General features: G+C 57.5%; 17 protein-coding genes. 5 read left to right on the top strand and 12 right to left on the bottom strand.

Annotated features, from left to right (window positions below; all coding sequences use genetic code 11):
- Nucleotide 1: 1 nt before the first annotated feature.
- The 4 genes from FGL86_RS08775 to FGL86_RS08760 form a co-directional block, all read right to left on the bottom strand.
- Nucleotides 2-409 (bottom strand): DUF6375 family protein, encoded by a 408-nt coding sequence (locus FGL86_RS08775; protein ID WP_147184215.1) that lies wholly within the window; start codon nt 407-409, stop codon nt 2-4.
- The gene (locus tag FGL86_RS08770; RefSeq protein WP_147184214.1) at nt 406-1,323 is read right to left on the bottom strand and encodes a radical SAM protein; all 918 of its coding nucleotides are present in this window, start codon (nt 1,321-1,323) and stop codon (nt 406-408) included. The genes FGL86_RS08775 and FGL86_RS08770 overlap by 4 nt, the downstream gene beginning before the upstream one ends.
- 83 nt (nt 1,324-1,406) lie before the next feature.
- Nucleotides 1,407-2,333: a nucleotidyl transferase AbiEii/AbiGii toxin family protein gene (locus FGL86_RS08765; RefSeq protein ID WP_147184213.1), complete on the bottom strand. Its 927-nt coding sequence runs from the start codon at nt 2,331-2,333 to the stop codon at nt 1,407-1,409.
- Complete coding sequence (locus FGL86_RS08760) at nt 2,323-3,099, bottom strand: type IV toxin-antitoxin system AbiEi family antitoxin domain-containing protein (RefSeq protein ID WP_147184212.1); 777 nt, start codon at nt 3,097-3,099, stop codon at nt 2,323-2,325. Before FGL86_RS08760 ends, FGL86_RS08765 begins: the two co-directional genes overlap by 11 nt.
- A gap of 331 nt (nt 3,100-3,430) precedes the next feature.
- Between FGL86_RS08760 and hsdR the strand changes: the two genes are divergently transcribed.
- The 5 genes from hsdR to FGL86_RS08735 all read left to right on the top strand — a co-directional run bounded on the left by hsdR (nt 3,431) and on the right by FGL86_RS08735 (nt 11,421).
- Nucleotides 3,431-5,854 (top strand): EcoAI/FtnUII family type I restriction enzme subunit R, encoded by a 2,424-nt coding sequence (gene hsdR, locus FGL86_RS08755; protein ID WP_147184211.1) that lies wholly within the window; start codon nt 3,431-3,433, stop codon nt 5,852-5,854.
- 78 nt (nt 5,855-5,932) lie between these two features.
- Nucleotides 5,933-7,438, top strand: coding sequence for a type I restriction-modification system subunit M (locus FGL86_RS08750; RefSeq protein ID WP_147184210.1), 1,506 nt, complete (start codon nt 5,933-5,935; stop codon nt 7,436-7,438).
- Entirely contained in the window at nt 7,435-9,177 is a 1,743-nt protein-coding gene (locus FGL86_RS08745; RefSeq protein ID WP_147184209.1) for a restriction endonuclease subunit S, read from the top strand. The genes FGL86_RS08750 and FGL86_RS08745 overlap by 4 nt, the downstream gene beginning before the upstream one ends.
- Nucleotides 9,177-10,151: an Abi family protein gene (locus FGL86_RS08740; RefSeq protein WP_147184208.1), complete on the top strand. Its 975-nt coding sequence runs from the start codon at nt 9,177-9,179 to the stop codon at nt 10,149-10,151. The genes FGL86_RS08745 and FGL86_RS08740 overlap by 1 nt, the downstream gene beginning before the upstream one ends.
- A 160-nt stretch (nt 10,152-10,311) precedes the next feature.
- Nucleotides 10,312-11,421: a PDDEXK family nuclease gene (locus FGL86_RS08735; RefSeq protein ID WP_147184207.1), complete on the top strand. Its 1,110-nt coding sequence runs from the start codon at nt 10,312-10,314 to the stop codon at nt 11,419-11,421.
- Nucleotides 11,422-11,470: 49 nt separating this feature from the next.
- On the opposite strand, the gene FGL86_RS08730 is transcribed toward FGL86_RS08735, so the two are convergent.
- The 8 genes from FGL86_RS08730 to FGL86_RS08690 form a co-directional block, all read right to left on the bottom strand.
- The gene (locus tag FGL86_RS08730; RefSeq protein ID WP_147184206.1) at nt 11,471-11,746 is read right to left on the bottom strand and encodes a hypothetical protein; all 276 of its coding nucleotides are present in this window, start codon (nt 11,744-11,746) and stop codon (nt 11,471-11,473) included.
- Nucleotides 11,747-11,762: 16 nt separating this feature from the next.
- Entirely contained in the window at nt 11,763-12,368 is a 606-nt protein-coding gene (locus FGL86_RS08725; RefSeq protein WP_147184205.1) for a hypothetical protein, read from the bottom strand.
- Between the two features lie 719 nt (nt 12,369-13,087).
- The gene (locus FGL86_RS08715; protein ID WP_147184203.1) at nt 13,088-14,095 is read right to left on the bottom strand and encodes a TrbL/VirB6 family protein; all 1,008 of its coding nucleotides are present in this window, start codon (nt 14,093-14,095) and stop codon (nt 13,088-13,090) included.
- Nucleotides 14,096-14,104: 9 nt separating this feature from the next.
- A complete protein-coding gene (locus FGL86_RS08710; protein ID WP_147184202.1) occupies nt 14,105-14,368 on the bottom strand; it encodes an EexN family lipoprotein in 264 nt (87 codons plus the stop codon).
- A gap of 9 nt (nt 14,369-14,377) precedes the next feature.
- Nucleotides 14,378-15,025, bottom strand: a complete 648-nt coding sequence (locus FGL86_RS08705) for a TrbJ/VirB5 family protein (protein WP_147184201.1) — start codon at nt 15,023-15,025, stop codon at nt 14,378-14,380.
- Between the two features lie 2 nt (nt 15,026-15,027).
- Nucleotides 15,028-15,351 (bottom strand): hypothetical protein, encoded by a 324-nt coding sequence (locus FGL86_RS08700; protein ID WP_147184200.1) that lies wholly within the window; start codon nt 15,349-15,351, stop codon nt 15,028-15,030.
- A gap of 73 nt (nt 15,352-15,424) precedes the next feature.
- Nucleotides 15,425-15,859 carry a hypothetical protein gene (locus tag FGL86_RS08695; protein WP_147184199.1) on the bottom strand — a complete coding sequence of 145 codons (435 nt, stop codon included), beginning with the start codon at nt 15,857-15,859 and terminating at the stop codon, nt 15,425-15,427.
- A gap of 238 nt (nt 15,860-16,097) precedes the next feature.
- Nucleotides 16,098-16,331, bottom strand: coding sequence for a plasmid-related protein (locus FGL86_RS08690; protein WP_147184198.1), 234 nt, complete (start codon nt 16,329-16,331; stop codon nt 16,098-16,100).
- Nucleotides 16,332-16,877 lie beyond the last annotated feature (546 nt).

The raw sequence follows: 16,877 nt of genomic DNA, 5'->3' as shown, positions 1-16,877 counted from the left end.
GTCAGTTGGCATCGTCTGAATCGGTCGGGTAGTCGTGCGCCGAGAAAACTTCGACCTTCGCCCCTGCCTCGATGAAGAGCTTCACGAACGCGGATACGTCAGCCTCGTCAGTCGTTACAGTAATTCGACTCCCCTCACGTGCGAAGTGATGGTCTGATACTAGCTGTCCAAGCTCACTTGGCCCTAAGGTGTGGAGGTTCAGGCTCCACAGCAACGAGAGCATGTCATCTGAAAATCTCTGATTTTCTGGATCAGCAAAAGTGATGGAGCAGCTGTCATCTTTCAAAGACTGAGCGCTAAGTTTTTCAATGTTATTCTCCACTTTCTCTGCATCTTGCGCTCCCTTGAAGCTCCCGATGAGGACCAGGTTCATCGAATGCTCAGAGCCGTATCCGTTCCAAATCTTCATGATTGGTTCTCTCGTTTGATCTCAACGGTATTTCTGAGTTGCTTAAGCGCCCATAGAACGCTTGCGTCTCCAATCTTCACGCCGGCGGGCGAGTATGAACTCGCGCGAAGCACGCCGGACGCGTCTATGTGCGCATAGGACTGAAGGCCTCGCTCATCGGGGAGCGGATCGCACGTAGGTAGTCCTGACGCACCCACCTCACTGACCGCAAGGCGAACCTTGCCTCTGTAGTTGGAGACCCAGTCCTGAAGGGCTCGGCCGACCATTTTATCCATGCTTGCAACCGCGGTGGTTGCTTGCTGAGGAAGCAACAGCAATTCGCTAGCTCCTACCTTTTGCGCAAGCTCGCTTATTACATCAAGTTCTGCAACCGTGTGCTCGTTGACCACGACATTAATCCCAAAGGGCGACAAGTTCGCAATTGACTCCATACCACGGAGAAGGCTGGCAAACTTCTTCCCACGCTGCTTTTCGTAGGTGCGACCTACCCCGTCAACGCTAATGCGAGCGAAGTGGATCGATCCCTTGAGGTGCTCGACCAGCTGTGGCGTCAGGCGATGACCATGAGTCGTGAAGGTGACCGCGAGTTGAGTCTCTCTCGCAGCCCGTTTGCATATGTCGACGAAATCAGGATGCAGCGTGGGTTCGCCGCCGCCAAATCCGATGCCGAAGCATCCCTCATTATCTAGTTCCTTCAACCATCCGAGTACTTGGTCAGTATGCAGCGAGGCTTTGTGCTTCGGCGCGTAGCAGTACGCACAGTGGAGGTCGCAAACATTGGTGAGTGCAATGGATACCTGGCGGGGGGACGTCGACCACGCCGCCTTTTCCGGGCGCAACTCATCTAGCAGGACATTCAGACCTGAAAGGCGATCGAAAAGATGCACCCCATTTGGGCCGGTTCTGGACTTCATAAGGCGTTTCACCGAAAGCAGTTCTACCTTGAATTTGTCTTCTAAAAAATTGAGGCTATCGAGGCAGCCGCTGGTGCTCGTCGCTAGGCGCCTATCTGCAGCCTGCCCAAAACCTGTTCCAACAGCTCCAGAGACTGACGGTGCTTGTCGGACTTCATCTTCTGGATGTTGGCGAGCTTCCAGCGCACGGCAGGAAGCCGATCGACGCCCGTCAGCGGAAGCAGCGTCCAGTCAGGCGCCCCCTGCTTGAAGGTTAGAAGGAAGCGAACGTCTTCATCCGTCATCAGCTGTCCCAGTCGCGTCAGAAGTTCGTGCCGGACGTCCTCTAACTGCTGCAATGGGATATCGGCCCTGGCCATCCCGGCAAACTCCTGTCGGTAGACGTCGTCCAACGGTTTCAGCCGTGGGTTGATCACTTCGTTCAAGGGCCTGGGGTGCCCCAACAGATAGACCAGAAAGCCTTCGAATACGCTGCGATCCAGGCCGCCTTGGTTCAGCAGCAGCTTCACATCGAAGAGATCCCGGGGATGCTGGCGATCCAGCGCGGCGCAGATCTTGCCGCCATACAGGTCCGGCAGTGACACTGCCCGCACCGCAGCGAAGCCGTAGTCGTCTTCCACGGCTTCCACGACATCGCGCTCCTGGGGCGGGTGCAGAGTGCCACGCAGCACCGGCGACACCTCTACCTTCACCTGGCTACGCCCTCGGCGCACCAGGATCCTCAGCTCGTCTCGGCGATTATCCTGAAGCTCGGCGCGCACTCCTGGCAGTCTGGCACTGAAGAGATCTGCCAGCCGCTGCAGTGCCTCGCGGCAACGTCGCAGGGCCTCGTCACGGGGCTCCAGCGGCAGGTAGGCCAAGTCGATATCGACCGATAGACGGGGTAATGGCTGCACGAAGAGGTTGATGGCCGTGCCGCCCTTGAGGGCGAAGCACGGCTCGTCATTGAGAAAAGGCAGCAGCGAGACCAGCAGCCGGACCTGTTCGTGGTAGCGAGCTTCAATCGGCATGCAGAAACGCCTCCGGCACCGTAACGTGATATTCCCTATCCAGCTTGCCGCCTGGGCAGAGCTGCCGCTTGCCTTTGCCGAGGTCCAGTCGGCGTGGTTCCAGGCGACCGTACCAGGCATGCCCGGCGTGGCGAGCCAGCACCAGGAAGGCCCGCTTGGTTCTCACCGAACGGCATCCCTCCAGCAATGTCTGCAACCGACGCGGACGCAGCGTATTGAGCCCGCCTAAGGTGTCGACCAGCTCACTGCTGAACAGCAACTCATTCGACGTAACGGCGATCCACTCCAGGACGGCTCGCTCTGGGGTCGATACCAGCAAGCTGAAGGCCCTGCCATCCGGCGCGTAGTCCGTAAAGCTGCCAGGAAGCTGCACTGGCAGGCCCTTTTCAGAGTGGAGCACTATCCGCCCTGCCCACTCGGCGTCACTCAACCACCGGGGCAGCCGAACGGCTTCCTTGCCATACAGGTGCGTTGTGCTCTCCCCCATGGGCAGATAGTGGGCAAAGCCATGCAGGGCCAGGGCCGTCTGGCCACCCGGCCAAAGCGATGGTAAGCCCGTGTCGTCACTCGCCTGCAAGGCGAAAACAGCGCTCTCCCAGGTAAGAGGCTCCTCCGCTTGGCAGTAGGCGCCGTGCCCCACGCGTTGCAGCCAGCCACTGCCGGCCAGCTTACGCGCCTGATCCGAGGTGACGCCGTGTGATGCAAGCCACGAGGTCGTAACGACGGCGCCATACGGGATCTTATGCAGCAGCTGGTTTATTTTCACGTAAAAAAGCGGCCTTAAATTCCGTCTTCAGAGTGGAGAATAAACCAGGCTGGTTTATCTTCAAACACAGAATCGCCATAAACGGCCGTTTTTTTTATAAATTTTAAACCTAAAGCTTGATAATCTTCCCGAACAGCAGCTTGTTATCGCCGCTGACCTCGTTGCCATGGAGTTCGTTGAGCCGGTTGATGATCCCAGCCAGGGGCGCTGCTTCGCAGAATCGTGAGACTTGCCGGGCCCTCCTCTCCTCCCCCATGCGTATCTGCTCAGCTTCACGTAAGCTAGCGTAAAAAGATGATAAGTAATCTATGAACGCAGCAGGGAAGCACCGATGACCAGGCAGGCTTTCAGTGAACGGGACATCTGTACCAAGTTCATCACCCCCGCCATCGAGCAGGCCGGCTGGAACATTCACACTCAGGTGCGTGAAGAGTACCCAGTCAGTGACGGTCGGATCATGGTGCGGGGCCGCATGCACCACCGGGCTCACCCGCGTCGGGCGGATTACGTGCTGTCTTTCCAGAAGAACCAGCCCATCGCTGTCATCGAGGCCAAGGACGCCAGCCACAGCCTGGGCCATGGCATGCAGCAGGCCCAGGCCTACGCAGAGAAGCTCGATGTCCCCTTCGCCATTAGCTCCAACGGCAGCGGCTTCCTGTTCAGCGACCCCCACCGCCTGGTCTTCGATCAGGCCGAAACCATCCTGGCGCTCGATCAGCTCCCCGGGCCCGATGCGCTCTGGCACGGCTACCGCCGCTGGAAAGGCCTGAGTGAAGAGACACGCCCAGTCGTCGAGCAGCCCTTCTACGATGACGGCAGCGGACGCACGCCCCGCTACTACCAGATGGTCGCGGTCAATCGCACGGTCGAAGCCATCGCCAAAGGGCAGGATCGCCTGCTGCTGGTGATGGCCACCGGCACCGGCAAGACCTACACCGCTTTCCAGCTGATCTGGAGACTGTGGAAGGCCGGCCGCAAGCAACGCATCCTGTTTCTGACCGACCGTAACGTACTCGTCGACCAGACCAAGAGCGGCGACTTCAAGCCCTTTGGCGCGGCCATGACCAAGATCACCAAGCGCCAGGTCGAGAAGTCGCACGAGATTTACCTCTCGCTGTATCAGGCGGTCACCGGCAGCGAGGAAGAAAAGAACATTTACAAGCAGTTCAGCCCGGATTTCTTCGACCTGGTCGTCATCGACGAATGCCACCGCGGCAGCGCCGCCGAAGACTCCGCCTGGCGCGCCATCCTGGACTACTTCAGCGGGGCCACCCATATCGGGCTGACCGCGACGCCCAAGGAGACCACCGAGGTTTCCAACATCCACTACTTCGGCGAGCCCATCTATACCTACTCACTTAAGCAGGGCATCGACGACGGCTACCTGGCACCTTACAAGGTGACGCGAATCGATCTTGATCGCGACCTGCAAGGATGGCGCCCCAGCGACGGCCAGACCGATATCCACGGGGAGTTGATCGAGGATCGCATCTACAACCAACGCGATTTCGACCGCAACCTGATCCTGACGCAGCGCACCGAGTTGGTGGCTCGAACCATCACCGACTATCTGACCCAGACCGACCCGATGCAGAAGACCATCGTCTTCTGCGAGAACATCGATCATGCGGAGCGAATGCGCCAGGCGCTGGTCAATCTCAACCCTCGACACGTGGCCAAGAACCGCAAGTACGTGATGCGCATCACCGGGGACGAACAAGAAGGCAAGGCCGAGCTCGACCACTTCATCGATCCCGAAGAGCCCTACCCTGTCATCGCCGTCACCAGCAAGTTGATGACCACCGGCGTCGACGCCAAGACCTGCAAGCTGATCGTGCTCGACCAGCGCATCCAGTCGATGACCGAGTTCAAGCAGATAATCGGGCGCGGCACGCGGATCGACGCCGAGCACGACAAGTTCTGGTTCACGATCCTCGATTTCCGCAAGGCCACGGAGCTATTCGCCGACCCCGCCTTCGATGGCGATCCCGAGCAGGTCTACGTACCCGGCGACGGCGACCCGTTGCTGCCGGAAGAAGGCGACGATGCCGACGACAGCGGCGACGAGAACGATCTCACGAGTGAAGGTGATGGATCACCGACCGACCCCACCTTGCCTCCCGAAGGGCACTGGGAGGATGACGAGGACGGCGGCATCGGCGAGCCGCCCAAGAAATACGTGGTCGATGACGTCACCGTGGCCGTCATCGGGCGGCGCGTGCAGTACCTGGGGCCGGACGGCAAGCTGATCACCGAGGAGTTGACCGACTACACCCGCAAGACGGTACGCGCCCACTACGCCACACTGAACGACTTCCTACGCCACTGGGAAGCCAGCGACCGCAAGCAGGCCGTGCTGGATGAACTGGCCCAGCAAGGCGTGTTCTGGGAAGACCTCACCAGTGAAGTCGAGAAGAGCCTCGGAGATACGCCGGACCCCTTCGACGCCATCGTGCACATCGTCTATGGCCAGCCCGCGCTTACCCGCCGCCAGCGTGCTGCCAAAGCCCGGCAGTCGGACTATTTCACTCGCTACGAGGGCCAGGCCCGCGCCGTGTTGGACGCCCTGCTCGACAAGTACGCCGACAGCGGCGTGGCCACCATCGAGGACACCAAGGTGCTGCAGATGGCGCCGCTAGACCGGCTCGGCACCGTCGTGGAACTGGCCGGCGCCTTCGGCGGCAAGGCTGGCTATCGGGAGGCCGTGAGAGCCCTCGAGGCAACGCTCTATGCCGACGCCGCTACAGCCGGCTGAACGGTCTAGGTACAATACGCCGCATTCTGCGCGCCGGTGGCCTGCCGGCGCGCTTTCGGTTATCGAGACGGGATTCCCATGAGCATCAGCACCACCATCAAGAGCATTCAGGACATCATGCGCAAGGACGTCGGCGTCGACGGCGACGCCCAGCGTATCGGCCAGCTGGTCTGGATGCTGTTTCTGAAGATCTACGATGACCGTGAGCGGGAATGGGAGCTGGTCTACGACGACTACGTGAGCCCCATCCCGAATGACCTGCGCTGGAGAAGCTGGGCCGCCAACTCGGAGGGGCTGACCGGTGAGGGCCTGAAAAGCTTCATCGACAACACCCTCTTTCCTGGGCTGCAACAGCTGGATGCCGGCAGCGACGCCCGCGCCGCGGTCATCCGCAGCGTGTTCGAGGATGCCTACAACTATATGAAGTCCGGCCATCTACTGCGACAGGTGGTCAACCGCATCCAGGAAGGCATCGACTTCAACGCATCTCAGCAGCGTCACGCCTTCGGCGACATGTACGAGCAGATCCTCAAGGACCTGCAAAGCGCCGGTAACGCCGGTGAGTTCTACACGCCGCGCGCCGTGACCGAGTTCATGGTCAACCGCGTTGATCCCAAGCTTGCCGAGAGCGTGATGGACCCGGCCTGTGGTACCGGCGGCTTCCTCACCTGCGCCATCGAGCACAAGCGCGAGCACTACGTGCAGACCCCTACCGACGAACAGGCGCTGCAATACAGCATCCACGGCTGGGAAAAGAAACCGCTGCCGCACCTGTTGGCCACCACCAACATGATCCTGCACGGCATCGAAGTGCCCAGCCAGATTCGTCATGACAACACCCTGAACCGCCCTTACCGTGACTGGGGACCGAGTGAGCGGGTCGATGTGATCGTCGCCAACCCGCCGTTCGGCGGCACCGAGGAAGACGGCATCGAGAACAACTTCCCGGCGGAGTTCCGCACCCGCGAGACAGCCGATCTTTTCATGGCCCTGTTCATTCGGCTGCTGAAACCGGGTGGCCGCGCCGCCGTGGTACTGCCGGACGGCTTCCTGTTTGGCGAGGGCATGAAGACACGTCTCAAGGAAAAGCTGCTCAGCGAGTGCAACCTGCACACCATCGTTCGCCTGCCCAACGGCGTTTTCAATCCCTACACCGGCATCAAGACCAACCTCCTGTTCTTCACCAAGGGTCAGCCCACCGAACAGGTGTGGTACTACCAGCACCCCTACCCCGAAGGCTACAAGAACTACAGCAAGACCAAGCCAATGCGCTTCGCCGAATTCGCCACCGAGATCGACTGGTGGGGCGACGAGGCTGACGGCTTCGCCAGCCGCCAGGAAACCGAGCAGGCCTGGAGGGTCGGCATCGACGAGATCAAGGCGCGCAACTACAACCTGGACATCAAGAACCCCTGGCAGGAAGAGCAGGTCAGCCATGATCCAGACGAGCTGCTCGCGCAATATGCTCGTCAACAGGCCGAGATCCAGGAGCTTCGCGACCAGTTGAAGACCGTGCTCGGCGATGCGCTCAGCCGAACGCCTCAAGACCAGGCCGAACCGCAACAAACTGAGGAGCCGGCATGAGCGCTCAGCAGTTGATCACCGACCATCTCGACCTATGGACCGGCGCCGTGACGCACAAGAGCGGCTCGGGGCGTAGTGCATCGGGTAAGAACGGGAAAATCGAGCTCACTGGCATCAAGAAGCTGCGCGAGCTGATCCTGGAGCTCGCCGTGCGCGGCAAGTTGGTGGAGCAGGACCCTAGTGATGAACCCGCGAGTGTACTGCTAGACCGCATCGCCGAGGAAAAGGCCCGGCTGGTCAAGGAAGGAAAGATCAAGAAGCCGAAGAAGCTGCCGGCAATTGCAGAAGAAGATAAACCTTTTGAGCTTCCGAAGGGATGGCAATGGGCAAGGCTTTCAGATGCTCTTCGCGTCATCAATGGCCGTGCCTACAAGAAGCATGAAATGCTCCAAGAAGGCACCCCACTTCTGCGGGTTGGGAACCTCTTCACTTCCAACGAGTGGTACTACTCAGACTTACAGCTTGAGGATGACAAGTACATTGACAACGGCGACCTGATATATGCCTGGTCAGCCTCCTTTGGCCCTTTTATCTGGGAGGGTGGACGAGCCATCTACCATTACCACATCTGGAAGCTTGAGTTATTCGACCACTCTTCTACTAACAAGCACTTTCTCTACAGCTACCTTAAAGCTGTAACAGAAGAAATAAAGTCTTCTGGAAGTGGCATCGCCATGATTCACATGACGAAGTCCAAGATGGAAGAATTGGTTGTGCCTCTGCCCCCATTGGATGAGCAGCAGCGCATCGTCGAAAAAGTCGACGAGCTAATGGCCCTCTGCGACCGCCTGGAGCAGCAGGTCGGCGACCAGCTGGAAGCTCATAAGGTACTGGTCGACACCCTTCTCGATGCCCTCACGCACTCCACAGATGCGGCCGAGCTGGCCGAGCACTGGGCCCGCGTGGCCGAGCATTTCGATACCCTCTTCACCACCGAAGCCAGCATCGAAAAGCTTAAGAAGACAATCCTCCAATTGGCGGTGATGGGGCGACTGGTGGAGCAGGATCCCAGCGATGAGCCCGCCAGCGTACTTCTGGGATGCATCGCTGAGGAGAAGGCGCGGCTGGTCAAGGAAGGTAAAATAAAACCAGCAAAATCTCAGCCCCCACTTACCGAGGATAAACTGCCGCATAGCCTTCCGCATTCATGGTCTTATTGCCGAGTTTCCGATGTCGGAGAGGTCAAGCTTGGTCGACAGCGATCACCTAAAGATCATAGTGGAACCAATATGACGCCTTATCTCAGGGTTGCAAATGTTCTTGAGGATAAGATAGACACATCTGACATCAAAGAGATGAATTTTACGGAAGCTGAAAGGAGGGTTTTTAGCCTCTATCCAGGGGACGTTCTGCTCAACGAGGGGCAGAGCAAAGAGCTCGTTGGAAGACCTGCAGTCTATCGGGGAGAAGTTCCTGGCGCATGCTTTCAGAACACACTTCTTAGATTTAGAGCTTACGACGGAGTTATCCCCGAGTATGCAAATAAGGTGTTTTTGGCATACCTCCACAATGGGAGGTTCCAAAATGCTGCTACTCAAACCACCAACATAGCTCATCTCAGTGCTGGCCGTTTATCTCCCATTGAATTTCCATTACCGCCTCAAAATGAGCAGAAGCGAATTATAGAGAAAGTCGATGATCTAATGGCCCTCTGCGACCGCCTCAAAGTACGCTTGGGCGAGGCCGCCGAGACACGAACCCAACTGGCTGAAACGATAGTGGAACAGGCGGTGAGCTGATGGCCTACGATCGCCCCTGGAAGTCCTTTCAAGAGCAGCTGGCCCTGCTCACGGAACGCGGGCTGCAGGTCGGCGATGAAAGCGCCGCTTTGGAATACCTGGAGCGCGTCGGTTACTACCGGCTGAGTGCCTACTGGTATCCCTTCCGGGTCTTCGAGACAGTCGGTCATGACCAACATGACCGGCCAATCACCCAGGCAATGGATCAATTCGTTCTCGACACCCAGTTCGTCGATGCGGTGCGGCTATACCTCTTCGACAAGGAGCTTCGGCTGCGCCTGACCGATGCACTTGAGCGCATCGAGATCGCGCTGCGGGTGGATATCGCCTATCGGCTGGGTGAGCAGGATGCCTTCTCGCATCTTCACCGAGTCACTTTCCACAACTCTTTTGCGCGAAAGCCTGTCGGAGAGAAGCGCATAGAAGCTTTTGTAAGCTGGCAGGGGCATGCCAAACGGCTAGAAGATCGCTCTAAAGAAGACTTCGTCAAGCACTATCGGCAGAAGCACGGGCCGCGACTGCCGGTCTGGGTCGCCGTCGAGACCTGGGACTTCGGCACCCTCTCACATCTGTTTGCCATGATGAAGGTGCCGGACCAGAGCCACATAGCGCGTAAATACGGCGTGCAGGACTGGAAAGTCTTCCAGAGCTGGCTTCGCTCGCTGAACTACCTGCGCAACGTCTGCGCCCACCACAGCCGGCTCTGGAACCGCAACGTCATCGACCAGCCCAGGCTGCCCAAGCCTGGCGAGATAGCATGGTGCGATGCGTTCCGCGACGAACAGCGGCTTGCCCGTCCCTTCCTGCTGCTGGGCATCGTGCGGCACATGACCCTGGTGGTCTGCCCCAATACCGGGTGGCATCGACGCCTACAGGCACATCTGGAACGCTTCCCGGTGCCGCATTCTAGGCGGAGGCTATCGCTGGAGGACATGGGGGCTCCACCGGGCTGGGAGCGCTGGTGGACCGAGTGAGGCGGCGAGAACACAAACGAGTGAGGCGGCGAGAACACAAATAAGAACCCCCGCGTAAGCTCGTGAGAGCCAAGAGGCGGGGGCCGTGTTGACAACTATGGTAGAGCACCACCCTGGGCGAGGCAACGCTTTTCTCTACCAAACGCAAGGAGGCACCTGGATGGCCATCGAGCAAGGAATCTGGAAGCTGGCAGGTACTACGGGTGAGCTGCCGCAGAAGCTACGGCCCACAGGGCTCGCCGACGAGGGGCAGCTGGAAGATCAGATCATGCAGGATGTCTCGATCCTCAATCAAGACTGGCTGCTGATCGGCCGGCAGGTACGCACCGGCTTCGACAAGCTGATCGACCTGATGGCGATCGATGCCAACGGCACGGTCATCGTCATCGAACTCAAGCGCGACAAGACGCCCCGCGACGTGGTGGCTCAGGCCATCGACTATGCTTCGTGGGTCGTCACCCTAGCCGACTACCAGGTGATCGAGATCTACCAGACCTTCGCCGAACGCTATCAGCGCCCTCATACGTCGCTCGAGGACGCTTTCGAGGCCAAGTTCGGCATCACGCTGGACAGTGTCACCCTCAACGAGAATCACCAGCTGGTTGTCGTGGCCACCCAGCTCGACGCCAGCAGCGAGCGGATCATCAGCTACCTCAACGAGCATGCCCAGCTCTCGATCAACGCCATGTTCTTCGCCGCCTTCGAGGACCAGGGCAATCATTACCTGAGCCGCGCCTGGATGATCGACCCGGACGAACCTCCCCAGCCGGCCGTCCGCAAGGCACGTAAAGAGCCTTGGAACGGCGAGTTCTACGCTTCCTTCGGCGATAACCGCCCCTGGGAGCTGGCACGTCGCTATGGCTTCATCGCCGGCGGCGGTGCGGCCTGGTACTCGAAGACCCTCGCCATGCTCTCGGAGGGAGACCGGGTCTGGGTCAACATCCCCAAGACCGGCTATGTCGGCGTGGCCGAGGTGACCGGGGAGCGTTGCCGAGGCGACCATTTCACGGTGCAAACCGATCAGGGAAGTCAGCGACTCCAGGATCTCACTACGGCCACCGAGTACCCGCAGATCCATGGTGTGATCGATGAAGACGACGAGGAGGCAGCGGAATATCTCGTGCCGGTCCGCTGGATCGCTTCACTCCCTGCCTCGCAGGCATTCAGCGAAGTCGGCCTGTTCGGCAATCAGAACACTGTCTGCAAACCCACGACACCAAAATGGGAGCATACAGTGACGCGCCTGAAGCAGGCATGGGACATAGACTGATATGCCAATCCCAATTGTCAGCAATGTGGGAGCTTGGACACACTTTCGATTATTTTTCGAGTTTGAAGCTCAGTTGACTAGGGTCTGGCTCGCTCTCAGCCTGAGCTTCTACTACATCCACTCCTCCCTCTACCATCTCTTCGATCCATAGCTCTCCGGCAAACTTGGCGTTTTCGTATTCAACTCTCTTCATCCATTCAACATCGCGAGGTACAGCAAAAATCTCATATCCTGGGATCTCCCAATCATCCTCAAAGTACCTCAGGACCCAGCCATAGCCTTCTTCTTGAGGGCACGGATCGATCTTGAAACTATATCGCGGCATTGCAATTCTCCTATGCTCAAACCAGATTCCAACGCTTTCGTCCACCGGAGACCAGTGCCATCACGCGCTCGTTAACCTCCCAGACTCTGTCCTGTAGCTCCTTGATGCTGATTTCTCCCTCACTCTGACCCTTGATCCGCATACGAGGTAAGCCCAAACGGCTGCCGCCCGAGTTTTCAATCACGTCAGTCAGTGAAAGAGAGGCCTGGATCAGGGCCGAGCGCTCTTCCTCGTTCATGACTGGCTGGCGTAGCAGCGTGGCCCGAATCAGTGCCGAAGCCCAGCGAGTGCGATTTGGGAACCCCTCGTAGGCGGCTCGCTCTGCGATAAGCTCCTGCTCCTGGCGAGTCAGTCGAATCGATAACTTGCAGGACTTGGGGCCCCGCATCATGTCTCGCCCTTCTTCAGCAATGCTCTCCCCACAGACGCGCTGAATCATCTCCCGTAGTACGTCAGACTCCGAACGGCCAGATGCTTCACAAAGGCGCTGCCAGGCTTCCTTCTCGCCCGGTGTCAGCCTGGTCTTGACCACTGCTGTTTCTGTCATTTCGTCATCCTTCATCACGTGCTGCTCATCGAATCTGGTACCAAATGCCAGCACACTGCCGGCAACGGCTGACACTTCGCGAATCCTGCCCTAGCTCAAAACAAGATCATGGATTTCGTACGCACGAAATTTTGACTCCGGCAGTGCCCTTTTTCGGCGCTTCGAACAGGGCGGTGGTACCATGTGCTGGCAGTTCGCGAATCCTGCCCTAGCTCTAAACCCATTCATCTTTTTCGTACACACGAAAGGGCTCAAAACCCGCTGAGCTGGTCCGTTAGTAATACGGACGGACCTGTCTCACACCTACTCGTCGCCCGGGGCTGATTCAGAGGCTTTGCCATTAGACATGGGGGGACTTTGAACACTCTCGGTTGATCCAGCTCCCGCTTCAGATTCAGCGCGCTGCCGGCGACGCTCGGCCAGCTCAGCTTTCATCCACTGTCCAGAGGCGCGCATCTCGGCTCGTAGATCCTCGATCTCCTCGGGTGTCAGGCGCCGGTAGCTCATGGTGTCTCCTTCTGAGATGTATCACGCCGGAGTTGCGGATATATCGCCGTGCGCCACTGCCACTGGAGCATGCAAACGGCAATACCGGCCGCACAGACAAACAGGGTACGAGTAGCCTCGCCATCGCCAGCAAGGATGCCGCCGACCAAACCAGGCAGTTCAGGGAGCAACGCCACTGACAGCAGAACACCCACCACCAGTAGCATCCCTGAGAGTCCCAGCTCACCGCCTCGCTTTACTCGCGCCCAGCGGGCGCGCCAGGTGTTGATCCACTTAGCTCCCATCGTTCATCCCCCCGTGATCGTGTTGGCGCCGAAGCGCTTCTGATAGGCCCGCTGAGCAGCTCTACCGACCCTGTAAACACCTTTCGCTGGAGCAGCTGCTGCCGCACCCGCAAAGCGAGCGTCACGCTGGACACCGCGATATTGACGCCGGATCGTTGAAGGCCGTATTGCGTTCATGGCTGAACCGAGGGCACCTTGCGTTGCCAACGCGATACCGCCGCCCAGGGCCGACGCTATGGCAGGCACTTGCTTGAGGAACAAGAAGCAAAGTCCGAAGAACATCACAAAGACAGCAGCGTCCCACATAGTGGTCAGGTCGCCGCCTCCTGCCGTCATTCTGTCCAGGAACAACTCACAGAATTCGAGAGCCAGCCGTCCGCCAGCGGCGGCAAGCACCAGTATCATCCCGAAATTCATCACCTGACCAAGCCAGCTCTCGAACCACCGCTGCGTGGTGTTGAATAGAAGGCCAATGATGAACAGTGGGCCGATGCCCAGCAGCAGCGTAGTCATAATCTTGCTCAGCAAGATAAGGAACGCCACGATAAAGGCCACGGCGCCACCCGCGGCAAGGATGGCTAGGGCAATCAGGTACAATCCAAAATTACCGTTCATCACGCCAGCCTTGTCCCAGGCCCGGTCTGCTATCTCGAATACCCGAGAAAAGAGTTCGTCCATGATGCTGGCCATGCTGTCGGCAGGTGTGCCAGTTACAACAGCCGCGATTTCCTCCGGGCCATGAGCCAACACATCAACGACAACATCCATATAGGTGCCGACTGTCAGGCCCAGGGTCATGATGAAGCCAATGCGGATGATGCGAAAAATACCTTCCTGCAAGGGCTCACTGACCTTTCCAAACATCATCATGTAACCCCAGATGGCAATCCAAAGGATCATCATGCTGGTAAAGATCGGTGCGATGTATGCGACCACATCTCCAACAGTGCTGGATATATAGGTATCCAGGGCATTTTCGACGAGCTCGAAGGCCCCTTGAAAGAGATCCATAAGCCCTCCTTACCAGATATCGCGAGATTCGCCACTGGACAGCAGTCGTTCGGCTTCCCTGGCATTGATGCAATTCGAGTCGTCTTTCAACTCGCCGGGGTTGTTGGCGCACATACCCAGGATCGCCTGGCGTTCGTCGTCGTGGGCCTGATACCAGTCCACAGTCTGCACTGGCCCGGTTTCCGGGGTGTCGTTAAGACAACCGGTCAGCACGACGCTGGCCAGAGCGACGATCACAAAATTTCGTGCACACGAAAATTTCCTGATACTCATGGGGCCTCCTTACCAGATATTACGGGTCTCGCCGGATGACTCGATGGCCATTTGCTGAACGCGCTGGTTATGCATTGCCCGGTTGGCCTCGGCTTGCGAACGAAGCATGGTCAGCTTGGCCATTTCGTTTTGCAGCATGACTTCCTCGGAGCCGATACGGGCCTGTAGGTCCAGGACGTCCTTCTGGTCAGGGCTGTTGTTGACCTGGGCCACCAGGCCGGTCAGCTCGCTGAAACGCTCCTGAGCCTGCTCCAAGGACTTTTGGGACTGGCCCAGCCAGGTCGCCGTGTTCTGGTTGCCGCTGTCGTACAAGTCCGCCACGTCGCCGGACAGACCGTGTTCGTTGGCGCTCCTGATGCCGGCGTCATTCAGCACCTGATTAGGATCGACGTTCACGGCGGTGTCATAGGCCGAGTCGATGACGTTAGCCAGGCCCCGAGATCCGTTCATGCTATCCAGTTGCCTATTGGCCGTTTCGAGCTGGTCTTGCAGTCGTTCGAGCTGGCTCAGCATGTGCTCTACTTGCAGGATCTGCTGGGCCAGGTTCGACGTGTCGATGACGGGAATACCACCTGCCATGGCGGGCTGGGATAGACCGATGGCGGCCACGAGGGTGAAACCAGCGATTTTTCGTGCGCACGAAATTTTGTTGCTCATGATCAGACCTCCTTTTGACGATTCTGGCGGGTCGCCTTGGCCTCCAGACGCCGTCTCGTCCTCTGGAGCGTGAGCGACCGTTTTTCAAAATCCAGGCTTTTCAGGTCGATGGACTCCATCACCTCTTTCATCTCCTCGATGCAGGTGAAGAAATCCTCGGGAAGGATTTCCAACTCCTCGGTCAGAAAATCGCTTGCGTAGCCGGCGATGATCACCAGAGCTCGAATCTCGCTCTGGATGGCATGCTGTTCGACCGCGTGTGACCGGTACAGCCGCGACAGGCCACTGTCGGTGTAGGCGGGTGTGATACCCTGTTTGTTAGCCATGGATGCCTCCTATGCAGGCAGTCGTGGTCAGGCGCGGTCGGGGCCATCACCCCCATTCCGCGCCGCTTGAATTCTATGTGCGGAGGGTTCTGCGCATTTCTTCTACTGCAAGAGCTCCAACTTTGTCGCTGCCGTAGTTTCTGGCTATGAGGTCTGCTCTTTGCTGGCCCAGTAACTCAGCCATCTCGGCCAGCGTTAATTTTGAGTCGGGCCCAGAATGACTCTCGACCTTGGCCGCCCCGCTTTTATTTCTTGATGTACTCTGTGTCGTATTCTCTGTAATAGATTTGCCCTTTGGTCGAATCAAGGTTTGACCATCCTGACCACCAGATTGGCCAGAAGGGATAGTAGAATCTACCAAAGGGAAAAACTGGGAATTACAACCACTTCCAGAAGGCTCTTTGTCGAATTGCTCTGCCAGAAGCTCAAGCAAGCGCTCGCAGTTCACCCGATACCACATTTTTGCAGGCACATCTCGCCTCTCCTCCTCCAATACGCCAATTTCCACTAGCGATTTCCTAGCGTTAGCCTGCTGCTTAGGAGAAAGTCCAGTTTCTGACTCCCAACTATCTCTGCCACGCTGGTTTTTGTAAAACCACCCACCTCTTTCCTCCGCCTTGGTGTTACGTGTCCAGTAAAATGCTTGGCTAAGGAAGACTGCACCAGGAACTGAAACGCCGGGAAGGAGCGTGAACGCGGCATGATAGGCAACTACCCTACCCAGAATCTTCTGCACTACCGATGGACTAACACGCGCCATAGTCAGAAGGCTCCAAATCCAGGGCGTCTTTTACTTGGAGCGTCCGGAAATAGACACGGCGCCCCACCTTCACCATCGTCGGCTTCAGCTTTCGAGAGACCTCAGTGTCTGAATAAAGAGAAACCCTCACGCCATCGGGCGACCGACCAAGAAGATCCGCCAGGTCTGATATGCTCATCAGTAGGCCGAACCGCTCAACAAGATAATCTTCGACTTTCATGACTAGCCCTCCATCAATCATACATCGACGTAATCAATGCTAACCAAGCAAAGTCAAAGCTCAAGCGCACGCCTTTTGCGCAGCAATCAATGCACTATATATTGATTATCAAGGTGTATTCTTTTGAAGAAATGATGCGCATAAAAATTCATTAATTTCAGCGCCTTAAACAGTTAACAAAATTTAACAATTATCGCATCAATGAGATCGAGCCAACCGGAACGGGGAAATAACAATAAGAATAATAAGATTATTATTCTTATTATTCCGAATATATGGGCGGCTTCTCTTATAGCCTGCTCGACACCACCTTAACCATAGGGAACAAGCTATTGTCATTAGACTAGATAAAAACCTAGACAACAGCCGAGCAAACCCTCGTCATTCCCTCCAGGCGGGAGAAGAGACAGTAAGCGCACCATTATCACCTCATCCAGCCACACGAAGAAGTTGAGCTAAATAATTTGAATTCGATCTAGTTTTGAGACAAGTTCGGCTACACTAAAATACGTATACCACAGCAACATCTTCATGGTCTTGTGGCCA

The sequence above is a fragment of the Pistricoccus aurantiacus genome, assembly GCF_007954585.1.
In the GTDB taxonomy this organism is placed as follows: Bacteria; Pseudomonadota; Gammaproteobacteria; order Pseudomonadales; family Halomonadaceae; genus Pistricoccus; species Pistricoccus aurantiacus.
Note: the sequence above shows the minus strand (reverse complement) of the source record. Positions and strands in the feature narration are given on the sequence as shown.